Source organism: Pseudoalteromonas sp. JC28 (genome assembly GCF_013319255.1).
Classification (GTDB): domain Bacteria; phylum Pseudomonadota; class Gammaproteobacteria; order Enterobacterales; family Alteromonadaceae; genus Pseudoalteromonas.
Genome location: NZ_QOKX01000016.1, coordinates 22,006 through 35,618, shown reverse-complemented (window position 1 = coordinate 35,618; position 13,613 = coordinate 22,006). Strand labels below are relative to the sequence as shown.

Below are 13,613 nucleotides of genomic sequence, written 5' to 3'. Positions count from 1 at the left end.
ACCCATTCTAAAACGATGGCGGCTTTGGCACTGCGTAAACCCAACAAAGCCGGTTTCATGTTCGTGCACCAGACCATCTTTATCCGTTACCGACAGCAAGCCTCGCTCAATATAGGGGCTTGCAAGATTCCCCTCGGCAATCACTATCGACTCAATAAAATCATGGCATTCAAACCAATAAATTAAGCCGTACTTTGCTAAGAGTCGGGTGAAAAAGGTGTAGTCGTTTTCTAGTGCTTGTACGCACTGCGGTAGCGTGGGTAAATCTTTAGTGACTCGCCATTTTATCCGGTCTTGTGAATAGCCCGCTTTTTGTATCAACTTATTGAGGACAGCCTGGATATTGGCTTGTACAAAGATTTGGCTTTTTTCTGTTTGCTTAAGTAACTCAAGGCGAGGCTTTAAGACCACCTCTGCACCACAGGTGTGCTCAGACACAAAACCAGATTGGATATCAAACAAAGTCCCAGTGAAATATGTTGATATTGCATCTGGTGACTCAATTTCAAACGTGAGCATATTGCCGACGAGTAACTCACCAGCCAGGTCAAATTGGGATTCTAGGTTCGCTTTGAGTAAAAAGCCGCTATTGATACAGGTCGTGAGTTCAAAATCGACGACATGTACAGGATGGTTAGTACCATACACCACAATCCTTGTTTGCATTTTTTATGTCCACTGTTGTTGGTTAAAGCCGTTCCACCAATACGCAGTACGACTTCCTAGTGTGCTGCGATTGGTTCTTATTTGCGCGCTATTGTTACATAAAAGGCAAGCATTTTTAACTCATTTTTTTATTCAGCATTCGAATGCTTATCTTTTGGCATAACGGGTGGTTTTTAAATCTCAAGCCAAATAAAACGGTGTCAGCTTGCCCTCCTTGGCAGATATCAAAGCGCATCCATGCGCTCCTCGTTCATTCTTTTTAAACGACGAAAAAGAACGAACCAAGAAAACGTCGCCCCAGCATTACACTTAATCCTCAAATCCTAAGCCGATATAGTGCAACCGTCTTGTAAGGTACGTCCCTGTGCCTGACAAGACTTGGCCGACATCCTGTCGGCACATTGCATATCAGCTTACGCTTTTCGGGTGTGATGAAGGGGGAAATAAGTTGTCTGTTAGCTGTCCACAAAGCCATCAGAAACATAGTTGCTTGCAAGCACCAAACAAAACTATCAGCGCCTTGTATCTCCCTCATCACACCTGAAAGTAAATTGCCAATGAGTCATTTCAACGCATGGATGCGTGAAAAGCGGTGACAGGGCCAAGGATGGCCCTTACACCGCGGTGACGTTCATATTGGCAATTTACTTGAGGAGTCAGTGTGATGTTGGGAGTGCCCTTTCTTTTGCTTACTTGTTCTTTGGGCATCAAAGAAAAGTATGTCGTAGCCCATGGATGGGCGTCGAAATCCGTCAGGAGGACGGGCTGACTTTACGGTAAATTTCGAGCTACCAGTCGTTAGCAACATAAACCTCCATGTTTAATATCAAAGCGCATCCATGCGCTCCTCGTTCATTCTTTTTAAACGACGAAAAAGAACGAACCAAGAAAACGTCGCCCCAGCATCACACTTAATCCTCAAATCCTAAGCCGATATAGTGCAACCGTCTTGTAAGGCACGTCCCTGTGCCAGACAAGGCTTGGCCGACATCCTGTCGGCACATTGCATATCAGCTTACGCTTTTCGGGTGTGATGGAGGGGGAATACGTTGCTTGTGAGATCGTCTACGATTTTAGCGATTAAGCTGCTTTAAAGCATTGCAAAAACTATCAGCGTAGCCTCCAAGCTCACAGTGTAAATAGTTTTGTGGGAGGCGGTTCACCCGCCGAGAAGTATGCTTTTCAGGTGAAGAAGAAGTGCCTTTTCTTTTGCGCAACGATTCTTTGGGCATCAAAGAAAAGTATGTCATAGCCCATGGATGGGCGTCGAAACCTGTCAGGAGGACGGGCTGACTTAACTCATCGTCTCGAGTCTTTTGGAAAAGTCACCTTCCATGGTACGTATCAAAGCGCATCCATGCGCTTCTCGTTCATTCTTTTTAAACGACGAAAAAGAACGAACCAAGAAAACGTCGCCCCAGCATCACACTCAATCCTCAAATCCTAAGCCGATATAGTGCAACCGTCTTGTAAGGCACGTCCATGATGCCAGACAAGACTTGGCCGACATCCTGTCGGCACATTGCATATCAGCTTACGCTTTTCGGGTGTGATGGAGGGGGAATAAGTTGTCTGTTAGCTGTCCGCAAAGCTATCAGAAACATAGTTGCTTGCAAGCACCACAAGAATTTATCAGCGCCTTGTGTCTCCCTCATCACACCCGAAAGTAAATTGCCAATGAGTCATTTCAACGCATGGATGCGTGAAAAGCGGTGACAGGGCCAAGGATGGCCCTTACACCGCGGTGACGTTCATATTGGTAATTTACTTGAGGAGTCAGTGTGATGTTGGGAGTGCCTTTTCTTTTGCTACCTTTTCTTTGGGCAAGCAAAGAAAAGATAGTCGTAGCCCATGGATGGGCGTCGAAATCCGTCAGGAGGACATATTAGCCTTACCCTCCATGGCTCGTATCAAAGCGCATCCATGCGCTCCTCGTTCATTCTTTTTAAACGACGAAAAAGAACGAACCAAGAAAACGTCGCCCCAGCATCACACTCAATCCTCAAACCCTAAGCCGATATAGTGCAACCGTCTTGTAAGGCACGTCCCTGTACCAGACAAGACTTGGCCGACATCCTGTCGGCACATTGCATATCAACTTATGCTTTTCGGGTGTGATGGAGGGGGAATACGTTGCTTGTGAGATCGTCTACGATTTTAGCGATTAAGCTGCTTTAAAGCATTGCAAAAACTATCAGCGTAGCCTCCAAGCTCACAGTGTAAATAGTTTTGTGGGAGGCGGTTCACCCGCCGAGAAGTATGCTTTTCAGGTGAAGAAGAAGTGCCTTTTCTTTTGCGCAACGATTCTTTGGGCAAAAGAAAAGGTCGTCGTAGTCTATGGATGGACGTCGAAATCCGTCAGGAGGACATATCAAGCATCCCTCCTTGGCTCGTATCGACTTAAGAATTGTCGCGTAGATAACGACTAGAACTAGTAGTAAAAAGAAGTAAGTCAGGCTTCAATTTGAAGTTTTAAAGCCTGACTATTTTAAGCATACGCCACTAAGCAGCAGCTTTTTTTCGAGAAAAGTTTTGTCTCGCCACTTTAGTTGTAATTGATAAGACAGCCAACAGTTCAAGACCTAACAGAATACTCTTCATTGAAGAGTAATTATAAAATACCCAATCCCAACCCCAAAACTGCTTGGCAAACTCTTCATTTACTCCTAAATAGTCTAGGTTTCGAATCAGATTTTCCACAAGAGCTAAAGAATCAACGCCAATAAATAACAAGAACAATGTCATCAATGCCATATCTGCGTTAGTCATTAAGACTTCTTTGGTTTCTTTGCCTTTTTTCGCCAACCAGTTTCGAGAAAGCATTGGACGGAAAGCTATTAGTAGAAATGAAGTTATATCTATTAATAGATGTATCAAAAATATGCGGTTATTTTTCCAGAGGTAGAGAGAATCATCATTTAATGAAAATAAGTTAAAATATATGATCGCAAAACCAACAACACGTGTAAAAAACAGTATAAAGCATATATGGCGAATATTAACATCTGAATAGTAAACGGCACCTATAAAAGCAATTGCAGTAAGCATTACTACTTGATCCAATTCAGAGTTAAAATAAAATATGCTAAATGGAATAAAAAGCAGCGCTAATAAATATTTCATACCTTAACCTAATTTGACCTAACCGTTACCTGAATCGTTATTGGCTTCTCTGGGCTTGTCAGCAGTATCCGTGCCACTACCACCTCCATTAACAATCTTGGCTTGAAGATTAGTCAAAACAACTTCTGTTTGTGGCTTAACGCTAGAGTCAATACTAGCCCCTCTAGGCTCAACACCATTATAAGTGCCACTCCCTCCTCTAACGAGATTAACTAGTGTATTTGCGTCTCGCTGTTTTATCAGTTTGCTAGCGACTATAATTTCTTTTTTAGGACGTTTTTCATTTTCTGTACCACTTCCTCCAGAAACTTGTTTTGCGTCTATATTAAGCAGCAAACCTTGGAGAGCTTCATTATCTTTTTTTGAGTCAATACTTAAAAAACGAGCGATAAATTCCGACATCAAATTCTTCATCATTAATCTCTATTTTTTTATATCTTCTTGCTCTTTCTCACTCTGCTTAATTTGAGTGATAAGCCCTTTGATATCAACCGAACAATAAATACATATTTCTAAAAATTGGTTAATTCTTGGTTGTCCGACACCGGTTTCCCAATTTTCTATCGTCCTGAGAGACACACCAATTTTATCTGCCATTTGTTGCATGGTGACTCCCTTTCGTTTTCTAAGTGCGCGAAGGTCATCCCCTGAAATGCTATTTTTAAAGAAAAACAACGCAGTTATATCCTTAACATAATATCGTTACTATACGAATGTTAAAGAAGCAGTAAACGAGTCTTACTTTACACGCTTTGCTTCTCCGCCAACTCCGAACCCATTAACGGGAAATAGTAACAAAAAGAAACAAAAGCGCAACATTTTTGAGCTATGTTTTTCGTTAAGTAACAAAGCGTATATTATTTCGGCACACCTAGCAAATATAACAGTTGTAACAAAGATCCTTCACAAATAGCCGCGTCGGCACTTTCTACCACTTTTGGCTTACCATGGATTGCCACACCTAGCTGGGCGTTTGCCATCATCACTAAGTCATTTGCGCCATCACCAATGGCAACGGTTTGAGTCATTGGGATCGCATACTGAGTTGCGAGTTGACCAAGCACTTCCGCCTTTTTGTCGGCATCTACGATATCTCCTAGCACTTTGCCGGTGAGGTGCGCGTTTTCCACCTCTAGGGTATTGGCAAATACAGCGTCTAGCTGGAGTGGCTCTGTCAATGATTCTGCAAACCATGTAAAGCCACCCGAGGCGATGGCAAGGTGCCAGTGATGCTGCTTGAGCGCCTGACACAACAGCTCTATACCGGGCATTAGCGGTAAGTTTTCTTTTAATGATTGAATTTGTGATAATGGTACGCCAGAGAGTGATGCAACGCGGCGGTGTAGACTTTCAGAAAAAGAGAGTGCCCCCGCCATCGCCTGTGCGGTGACAGAAGCCACTTCATCATATCGGTCGGCCAATCGAGCAATTTCGTCAATACATTCAATTTGAATTGCGGTGGAGTCCATATCCATCACAAGTAGCCCCGGTTCTTCTAAAGTAGGTGCTTGCGTTATAATCGCACCTTGCGCATTAATGCTTTTTGCAAAATCTCTTACTTCAGCCTTGCTCGGCAATTGCGATGCGTTAAAACGCATACCCAATGCAACCGGGAGCTGTTCATGAGGTTGATATGCCGTAAAATAAGTTTGCTCGATAGCAAATGTTCGAAGAAATTTCTCAACTTCCAGAAGGTGTTGCAATTGTATATTTGGGCCAAAAAAGCATATTGATTGAGTTGTCGTCTCAGGTAATTGATTTACTTGTGTGAGGCTTGTGTTACCTTGGCAACTATACCAATGATCCAGCGCCATATGTTCCTGAATTGGTGTGTTTAGTTCACGATTAGCGAATTGAATGATTGACGACATAAGTTGCTCCTTGATAGCGTTAAGCCGATTTTTAACATGATTGCGCTAAGCTGTCAGCACTGGACCTTAGCAAAAGCGGGCAATATGCGATAAATATGAAAAATTTACATGTATTAGAAGTGTTAAACTCGACCAGAGGGCGTAGATTATTTCGCCTGTGCATCGCCGCGACGTGTTTAATTATGGTGACTTGGCTTGCGTTTAATACCAGTTTTGAATCTCATCGCTTGCTCCATAATGGCGCAGACCTTACCGCAAGAAGTCTCACCAAGCAGCTCGCAAAAAATGTGGTATTGCCCCTCTCTCGCAGTGATACGCCAAGGCTCAGCGCACTGGCAAATCACCTCGCTAGCGATGACTTTGTGCTTCAAGTCGCAATTTATGATTATCAAGGACGCTTTGTTGTTGGCAACGACGGTAATTCCTCACCCACAGATTATCAGCAGCTACCTCAAACCTTACCGGGACTGAGTAAAACCAAAAGCATTATTTCTGAACCAGTATATACGCCAACCGGACAGCCTCTTGGGTTCGTCAATATGGTCTATTTGACAGAAGCTGCTATGTCACAAAGCCACTCTCATTTCCACGAACTTGGACGAGTCGTTTTACTGATGCTGGTGATTACGATGGTATTCACATGGCAAATAGGTCGAGCATTAAAACGCTGGGAAGTAAAACGCAAAATTCGCAAGAAAGTAAAGATGCTTCCTGCGCCTGAAAAACGGGCAGAAGAATTAGAGCAGGGGTAAAGCTGTTAGCATTGTAATAAAGTTGATAACATAATAGTTAACCTAAAATAAAATCGAACAACAAAGGATATGAATAGTAAACTTTTTATTACCCCAAAACCCAATCCAAACGCTGAGTTGCGACTATTTTGCTTTCCCTACGCGGGTGGCTCCCCAGCAATATTTACGCCATGGATCGAAAAGGCAAGTGAATGTGTTGAGCTCGTTTTTGTGCAGCTTCCGGGGAGAGGGGCTCGACTGGTAGAGCCAGCAATAGACAACATGCCGGATATTATCTCTGAACTCATGGTACACCAAGACTATATGACCAGTAAGCCTTTCGCGTTTTTTGGACATAGTCTTGGTAGTCGCATTTCATATGAGCTTGCTTTTCAATTATTAGACGCAGGCTTACCTACTCCACGTAAAATATTTGCTTCTGCGAGTCGTGCACCGCATTGCACCTCAACTAAACGCCATTTACACGGTCTGCCACATGATGAATTTATTGCCGAGCTCCGTGACTTAAATGGCACGCCAAAAGAGATTCTTGAAAATAAAGAACTAATGGAGTTACTGGTACCATTGCTTAGGGCCGACTTCAAAATAGCAGACACCTATGTCGCAGAGCAGCGAGCTTTACCCATCCCTATCCATGTTTTTCATGGTGTTGATGATGAGATCTTGAATGAACATGTCGCAGCATGGCAAGAGCTAACAGCACAACCATATCAGCTGACTGAGTTTTCTGGTGGGCACTTTTTTATTCACCAATACGCTGATGAGATGATCTCAATTATTAATCAGCAATTGGCTTGAGTATTGTTGGTGTTATGCCGGGAGAGCATAAAGATCGCCGGGTGAACCGGCTCCTACACCTGCTTTTCTATTGCTGGTAAGTATGGTTTTATATCGCGATAACAGCGTAAAGATCGCCGGGTGAACCGGCTCCTACACTTGTTTTTCTATTGCTGGTAGGTATGGTTTTATATCGCGGTAAAAGCATCAAGATCGCCGGGTGAACCGGCTCCTACACTTGTTTTTCTATTGCTGGTAGGTATGGTTTTATATCGCGGTAAAAGCATCACGATCGCCGGGTGAACCGGCTCCTACAACTGCTTTTCTATTGCTGGTAAGTATGGTTTTTTATCGCGGTAAAAACCAAAAGATCGCCGGGTGAACCGGCATCTACTTTATAAGGTGAACAGCGATGCTACACATCCAAAATAAGCGAGGAGAGAATGCGATTTAACTGAGGTTGGTTAAATTCACCACTTATCTGATAGATAACATCGCTTCCTTTTTTATTAATGTAAACCCTATCGTAGTCTTGATTTTCTCCCATAACGACAAAAGCAAAAATATCGCCGTTTTGGTACACACTCATCGGATTATTTTCGTCTATGTCAAAAGCCGAGCGAAGCTTTGCTATGTTTTTTACTTTAGGATCTGAATGATACAGGGCATGAAAAAATTCGTTTACGCTCATATTCAACTTTTTATGCATATCACCAAGTGAGATTTCCGGTGGGTTTAACGCAATTGCCAACTCATTTTGATCTTGGCTAGTTATAACCGCAGTTTGGTTACTTAGCCCTAAAAAGTTAATTTTTGATAGTGTCGTGCTATCTACACAATAAATCAGATCAACAACTCTGATATGGACCTTATTACTACAAGATGCACTTGGAAAAGGGTTCGCTGTTTGTGACGCAATTACCAAGTTTGAGGTGAACATTAACGCGGCAAGTAAAATTATTTTAAACATAACTAAATCCCTAATGCAGCTAATTCCATTTTCGTTCTGTAATTTCTGACAACTTCTTTTGCACAGGTAAGAGATTGTTCTGAGCTAAGTTGCTTTACAATGCTTTGTGCAAAGTTCTTTACTATCCATTTGATAGTTGCCTTGCCTCCTGTCGGCTCAGGAACCCAATTTAGAGCCGTCGTACAACTTTTAGTTGCTTGGATCATCTCTCCAAAAACCTGTGCCACATTTTCGTTTACGCTGCCTTTGAAAGATAAATTTAAACCTGCACCTTTATAAAATGCATTAATGGCATTTTTTACTTTCGTTTCATCATTCATTTTTCTATTCCTTGAGAAATATTGAAGGTTTTAAATTAAGCTCTTAAACATTAATAAAAGGTGAATAACCAACTAACGTATAAATCATTCTTCCAAGCTATGAGATGTATAGAAGCTTTAATAAATACCAAAAGATCGCCGGGTGAGCCGGCTCCTACACGGGTTATCTATTGCTGATAGGTATGGTTTTATATCCCATTTGTGATATTGACTCGTAGGTCGAGATTTATCTCGACATCATCAATTTAGCCCAAGCCGAACAACTGTGTAGCATTTCGATAGAGCGCTGAAGCAAGCTCGCTTGGTGTTTCGCTTCGATATTCACAAAGCCTGTCAAATACTTGGACGACTCGCTTAGGAGAGTTCGGCTTCCCCTGATAACCATGTAACGGCATCGACGGCGAATCGGTTTCCAATACTAGGCTTTCAAGCGGCAGCTGTGATATTACCTGCGCTGTTTTTTCGCCTCTTGGATAGGTGATTGTGCCACCTACTCCTAGCTTAAAACCCTGAGCGATATAATATTCAGCTTGCTGTTTTGAACCTGAAAAGGCGTGGATCACCCCGCCATACTGTGGCTTAACACGTTTAAACGCGGCAGCAATTAGGTGATGACTTTTACGGTGATGGACGATTAGCGGAAGCTTTACCTGATTACTCAGTGCGATATGCGCTTCAAACAGTGCAATTTGCCGCTCAAGTGCATCGCAGGTTGTATCAATACCGCACTCTCCTATCGCACACAGTTGGGTACGATTGTGTATTACATACTCTACCAACGCGGTCATATCGTCGTCGCAATGTTCGCCAATAAAATAAGGGTGTAACCCCGCGGCGATTTCACATTGTGGATGATGTGCTTGAAAATCAACAAGCTCAAGAGACTGCTTAAGGGTAACGCCAGGCACCACAAAGCGTTCAACACCATTGCTGCGGGCAGCTTTGATATGGGTAGCTAGGTCATCTGCCAACTCGCTGAAATCGAGGTGACAGTGACTATCTATAAAGGCGAATTTATGGGTTGAGCCGCTCAATTTCCCAACTGCCATCGGCTTGCTTCACATACATAAAGCGGTCATGAAGACGGTGCTCTCCACCTTGCCAAAACTCAACTTTAGTGGGCTCCACGCAATAACCGCCCCAAAAATCAGGTAGTGGAATTTCGCCTTTAGCGAACTTGTCTTTCATGCTACTAAAGGTTTGCATCAAGGCTTGGCGAGATGACACGGGGCGCGATTGCTGAGACGCCCACGCTGCAAGCTGACTTTCTTTTGGTCGTGATAAGAAATACTTGGCAACGCGACTGGTTGGTAACGGGACTGCTTCACCATACACGATAACCTGACGCTCAATTTCATGCCACGGGAAGTGCAAGCATATCTTGTTGTTTTGCTTTAGTTCTTGCGCTTTGCGTGAACCGGTATTGGTAAAGAAAACAAAACCGTGCTGGTCTACATGCTTAAGTAAAACAATGCGTTGAGACGGCTGGCCGTGCTCGTCAACCGTCGCGACGACCATCGCTGTTGGGTCGGTAAACTTGGCATCAATCGCCTGCTGTAGCCAGGTTTCAAACTGCTCAACGGGTGTGTCTTTTAGCATCTCACGACGTAAACCGTCTTTGGTATATTCTCTGCGAATGTCTTCAAGTTTCATCACTATTTCCTTTACAAAAAAGCCGCTATAAAGCGGCTTCTAGTATACCTTAATGCAAGTTAAAACTAACTTACATTTGCTCCATCACTTCGATACCAAGCAAATCTAGACCGGTTTTCAGTGAGTTAGCAACCAGATTACATAACAAGAGACGACTTTCACGGACGTCTGCAGCTACATCATCTTTCAAAATTGGGCACGCTTCATAGAATGTCATATACAAGCTCGCGAGCTCATATAAATAACTACATAATACGTGTGGCGTTGCTTCGCTGATCATCAGATCAAGTACTTCTTCCAATTGCAGCAGTTTGAGTGCAAGTGCCTTTTCCTGTGGTGCTTGAATTTGAATGCGACCAGTTAGGCTAGCGCTATCCATGTTTGCTTTGCGGAAAATACTACGCACACGGGTATAGGCGTACTGCAAATATGGCGCTGTCGCCCCTTCAAAGCTCAGCATCGTATCCCAGTTAAAGATATAATCGCTGGTTCTGTGCTTTGACAGATCGGCGTACTTCACTGCACCAATACCCACTTTACGCGCGATTTCTTGGCGTGCTTCATCAGATAAGTCAGAAGCTCTGTCAGCAAGTTTTTCTGTCGCACGGCTCACCGCTTCGTCAAGTAAGTCTGATAGCTTCACCGTGCCGCCAGTACGAGTTTTAAACGGTTTGCCGTCGTTACCCATCATTGTACCGAACAGGCTCGGCTCGTAGCTGGTTTTGTCTTTTAAAAGACCCGCTTTACGTGCTGTGATCTCAACTTGGTTGAAGTGTAAGCCCTGACGCGCATCAACAAAAATTAGGATACGGTCAACATCTAGCTCATTTGAGCGGTAATCACAGGCGGCTAAATCCGTCGTTGAATATAAGAAACCACCACCTGATTTTTGCACGATAAATACGGAAGGTTCACCGTCTTTATTTGCCAATTCGTCAAGGAATACGACTTGAGCGCCCTGATCTTCAACCGCAATGCCTTTCTCTTTTAATAGCTCAATTACACCGGCAAGACGGTCATTGTAGGCACTTTCTGCCATGATATTATCACGCGTAAGCGTCACATTTAACTTGCCGTATACTTCTTCAGAATGTTTAACTGAGGTGTCGATAAACATTTGCCATAGCTTCTTACAATGCGCATCACCGCTTTGAAGTTTGACTACGTAATCACGGGCTTTATCGGCAAAACCGGCTTCGTCATCAAAGCGCTTTTTCGCATCACGATAAAAGCTTTCAAGATCCGCAAGTGCGACATTTTCAAGGTCAACACCTTGGTTTAGCAAATCTTCAAGGTGTGCTATCAACATACCAAACTGGGTACCCCAGTCGCCCATGTGGTTTTGGCGAATAACGGTATCACCACGGAACTCAAGGGCACGTACAACAGCATCACCAATGATAGTTGAGCGCAGGTGACCTACGTGCATCTCTTTAGCAAGGTTTGGCGAAGAAAAATCTACCACGACTTTGTGAGGCGTAGCATGTTCAGCAACACCTAGCTTGGCATCCGTATTTGCCGCCTCTAGGCTTGTGGCTAAAAACTCAGGCTTGAGGTGAATATTAATAAAACCTGGGCCTGCGATTTCCGTTTTTTCTGCAAGATCAGCAACATCTAGGTTGTCGATGATCTTCTGCGCCAACTCCCTTGGATTGGTTTTTAGTGCTTTGGCAGCCCCCATCGCACCGTTAATTTGGTAATCACCAAACTGAGGACGCGTGCTTTGTGTTACCGCTGGGTTTGTACCTTCAGGGATACCAGCCGCTTGCATCGCTGCATTGGCTTTTTCAATTAAAATACTTTTGATGTTCATCTGTTTTCCTTTAATGCGCAGCGATTAGTGTTCACGAGTTTCATGGAACTTCACGTCAGGGTAACGTTCCATAGATAAATTCAGGTTTACGCGACTTGGTGCGATGTAAGTTAGGTTATCACCACCATCTAGTGCCAAGTTTTGCTCACACTTACGGCGGAATTCAGCCATTTTCTTCTCGTCATCACAGCTTACCCAGCGTGCGGTCTGAACCGTTATACTCTCGTAAATCGCATCCACGTTGTATTCAGACTTTAAACGCGCCACAACCACATCAAACTGCAGCACACCGACCGCACCTACGATCAGGTCGTTGTTGATAAGCGGCCTAAATACCTGTACCGCACCTTCTTCAGAAAGTTGTACCAAACCTTTTAAAAGTTGCTTTTGCTTGAGTGGATCTTTTAGACGAATGCGACGGAATAGCTCAGGCGCAAAGTTTGGAATACCGCTAAATTTAAGCGTTTCACCTTGTGTGAAGGTATCACCGATTTGGATCGTACCATGGTTGTGTAGACCGATAATATCACCCGCAAACGCTTCTTGAGCGCGTTCACGATCACCGGCCATAAAGGTTACCGCATCTGCAATACTGACTTGTTTACCAAGACGCACATGGTTCATCTTCATGCCCTGGCTATATTTGCCAGAAACAATACGCATAAAGGCAATACGGTCGCGGTGTTTTGGATCCATGTTTGCTTGGATTTTAAACACGAAACCAGAGAACTTTTCTTCGTCGGCTGTTACTTCACGGTCATCGGTTTGGCGTGGTAGTGGTTTTGGTGCCCACTCAGTTAATCCATCAAGCATATGGTCAACGCCAAAGTTACCAAGTGCCGTACCAAAGAACACAGGAGTTAATTCGCCAGTTAAAAACAACTCACGGTCAAACTCGTGTGAGGCTCCAATTACCAACTCAAGCTCTTCACGTAGTTGCTCAGCTAAGCTTTCACCCACAGCGGCGTCAAGCTCGCTGTTATCTAGTCCTTTGATAATGCGTTTATCTTGAATCGTGTGACCTTGGCCTGTTTGGTACAAAATCGTTTCGTCACGATGGATGTGGTAAACGCCTTTAAATTCTTTACCACAGCCAATTGGCCAAGTAACCGGTGCACACATGATGTTGAGCTCGGTTTCGACTTCATCAAGTAGCTCCATTGGGTCACGAATATCACGGTCCAATTTGTTCATAAAGGTAACGATTGGCGTGTCACGTAATCGTGTTACTTCCATTAGTTTACGAGTACGATCTTCTACACCTTTTGCTGCATCAATCACCATCAAGCATGAGTCAACCGCGGTTAACGTACGATAAGTATCTTCAGAGAAATCTTCGTGTCCTGGGGTATCAAGTAGGTTCACCAAAGCATCATTGTATGGAAACTGCATCACGGAAGTTGTTACCGAGATACCACGCTCTTTTTCCATTTCCATCCAGTCTGATTTAGCGTGTTGATTTGAGCCACGGCCTTTAACCGTACCGGCTTTTTGTAACGCCTTCCCGAATAAGAGTACTTTTTCGGTGATAGTGGTTTTACCCGCATCCGGGTGCGAGATAATTGCAAAGGTCCTTCGCTTATTGATTTCATTAAGAAAATCTTGGGTAGCCATGTATAAATTCTTTTAGTTTGTACACGGATTTGTACATATTTTCGGAAGCACGCT

13 protein-coding genes are annotated in these 13,613 nt (G+C 43.7%); 2 read left to right on the top strand and 11 right to left on the bottom strand.

Annotated elements, in window-relative coordinates; translation table 11 throughout:
* The 5 genes from DS891_RS23515 to serB form a co-directional block, all read right to left on the bottom strand.
* On the bottom strand, window positions 1–666 hold a 666-nt coding region (locus DS891_RS23515), incomplete at its 3' end, for a phage late control D family protein (RefSeq protein WP_174171076.1).
* Between the two features lie 2,502 nt (window positions 667–3,168).
* Window positions 3,169–3,789 (bottom strand): hypothetical protein, encoded by a 621-nt coding sequence (locus DS891_RS23510; protein ID WP_174171075.1) that lies wholly within the window; start codon window positions 3,787–3,789, stop codon window positions 3,169–3,171.
* Window positions 3,790–3,807: 18 nt separating this feature from the next.
* Window positions 3,808–4,206: a hypothetical protein gene (locus DS891_RS23505; protein ID WP_174171074.1), complete on the bottom strand. Its 399-nt coding sequence runs from the start codon at window positions 4,204–4,206 to the stop codon at window positions 3,808–3,810.
* 6 nt (window positions 4,207–4,212) lie between these two features.
* Window positions 4,213–4,464, bottom strand: a complete 252-nt coding sequence (locus tag DS891_RS23500) for a helix-turn-helix domain-containing protein (RefSeq protein WP_010604437.1) — start codon at window positions 4,462–4,464, stop codon at window positions 4,213–4,215.
* Window positions 4,465–4,646: 182 nt separating this feature from the next.
* Window positions 4,647–5,660, bottom strand: coding sequence for a phosphoserine phosphatase SerB (serB, locus tag DS891_RS23495; RefSeq protein ID WP_174171073.1), 1,014 nt, complete (start codon window positions 5,658–5,660; stop codon window positions 4,647–4,649).
* Between the two features lie 95 nt (window positions 5,661–5,755).
* On the opposite strand from serB, the gene DS891_RS23490 reads away from it, so the two are divergent.
* Both DS891_RS23490 and DS891_RS23485 read left to right on the top strand, forming a co-directional pair.
* Window positions 5,756–6,412, top strand: a complete 657-nt coding sequence (locus tag DS891_RS23490; RefSeq protein WP_174171072.1) for an AhpA/YtjB family protein — start codon at window positions 5,756–5,758, stop codon at window positions 6,410–6,412.
* Between the two features lie 69 nt (window positions 6,413–6,481).
* On the top strand, window positions 6,482–7,210 hold the full coding sequence (locus DS891_RS23485) for a thioesterase II family protein (protein ID WP_102056226.1): 729 nt from the start codon (window positions 6,482–6,484) through the stop codon (window positions 7,208–7,210).
* Between the two features lie 394 nt (window positions 7,211–7,604).
* Here the strand turns inward: DS891_RS23485 and DS891_RS23480 are convergent, their stop codons facing one another.
* The 6 genes from DS891_RS23480 to prfC all read right to left on the bottom strand — a co-directional run bounded on the left by DS891_RS23480 (window position 7,605) and on the right by prfC (window position 13,559).
* Window positions 7,605–8,159: a hypothetical protein gene (locus tag DS891_RS23480; protein ID WP_174171071.1), complete on the bottom strand. Its 555-nt coding sequence runs from the start codon at window positions 8,157–8,159 to the stop codon at window positions 7,605–7,607.
* A gap of 2 nt (window positions 8,160–8,161) precedes the next feature.
* A complete protein-coding gene (locus tag DS891_RS23475; RefSeq protein ID WP_039494494.1) occupies window positions 8,162–8,479 on the bottom strand; it encodes a hypothetical protein in 318 nt (105 codons plus the stop codon).
* A gap of 245 nt (window positions 8,480–8,724) precedes the next feature.
* Complete coding sequence (locus tag DS891_RS23470; protein WP_174171070.1) at window positions 8,725–9,528, bottom strand: TatD family hydrolase; 804 nt, start codon at window positions 9,526–9,528, stop codon at window positions 8,725–8,727.
* Window positions 9,494–10,135, bottom strand: a complete 642-nt coding sequence (gene pdxH, locus DS891_RS23465; protein ID WP_199539682.1) for a pyridoxamine 5'-phosphate oxidase — start codon at window positions 10,133–10,135, stop codon at window positions 9,494–9,496. Before pdxH ends, DS891_RS23470 begins: the two co-directional genes overlap by 35 nt.
* 67 nt (window positions 10,136–10,202) lie before the next feature.
* Window positions 10,203–11,945 carry an arginine--tRNA ligase gene (gene argS, locus DS891_RS23460; RefSeq protein ID WP_174171069.1) on the bottom strand — a complete coding sequence of 581 codons (1,743 nt, stop codon included), beginning with the start codon at window positions 11,943–11,945 and terminating at the stop codon, window positions 10,203–10,205.
* 24 nt (window positions 11,946–11,969) lie between these two features.
* Window positions 11,970–13,559, bottom strand: coding sequence for a peptide chain release factor 3 (gene prfC / locus DS891_RS23455; protein ID WP_010604443.1), 1,590 nt, complete (start codon window positions 13,557–13,559; stop codon window positions 11,970–11,972).
* Window positions 13,560–13,613: the final 54 nt, after the last annotated feature.

What these genes read in the sequence shown, in the direction of transcription:
- DS891_RS23510 (WP_174171075.1), bottom strand. Translation starts at nt 3,789, where the DNA reads ATGAAATATTTATTAGCGCTGCTTTTTATTCCATTTAGCATATTTTAT.
- DS891_RS23505 (WP_174171074.1), bottom strand. Translation starts at nt 4,206, where the DNA reads ATGATGAAGAATTTGATGTCGGAATTTATCGCTCGTTTTTTAAGTATT.
- serB (WP_174171073.1), bottom strand. Translation starts at nt 5,660, where the DNA reads ATGTCGTCAATCATTCAATTCGCTAATCGTGAACTAAACACACCAATT.
- DS891_RS23490 (WP_174171072.1), top strand. Translation starts at nt 5,756, where the DNA reads ATGAAAAATTTACATGTATTAGAAGTGTTAAACTCGACCAGAGGGCGT.
- DS891_RS23485 (WP_102056226.1), top strand. Translation starts at nt 6,482, where the DNA reads ATGAATAGTAAACTTTTTATTACCCCAAAACCCAATCCAAACGCTGAG.
- DS891_RS23480 (WP_174171071.1), bottom strand. Translation starts at nt 8,159, where the DNA reads ATGTTTAAAATAATTTTACTTGCCGCGTTAATGTTCACCTCAAACTTG.
- DS891_RS23475 (WP_039494494.1), bottom strand. Translation starts at nt 8,479, where the DNA reads ATGAATGATGAAACGAAAGTAAAAAATGCCATTAATGCATTTTATAAA.
- DS891_RS23470 (WP_174171070.1), bottom strand. Translation starts at nt 9,528, where the DNA reads ATGGCAGTTGGGAAATTGAGCGGCTCAACCCATAAATTCGCCTTTATA.
- argS (WP_174171069.1), bottom strand. Translation starts at nt 11,945, where the DNA reads ATGAACATCAAAAGTATTTTAATTGAAAAAGCCAATGCAGCGATGCAA.
- prfC (WP_010604443.1), bottom strand. Translation starts at nt 13,559, where the DNA reads ATGGCTACCCAAGATTTTCTTAATGAAATCAATAAGCGAAGGACCTTT.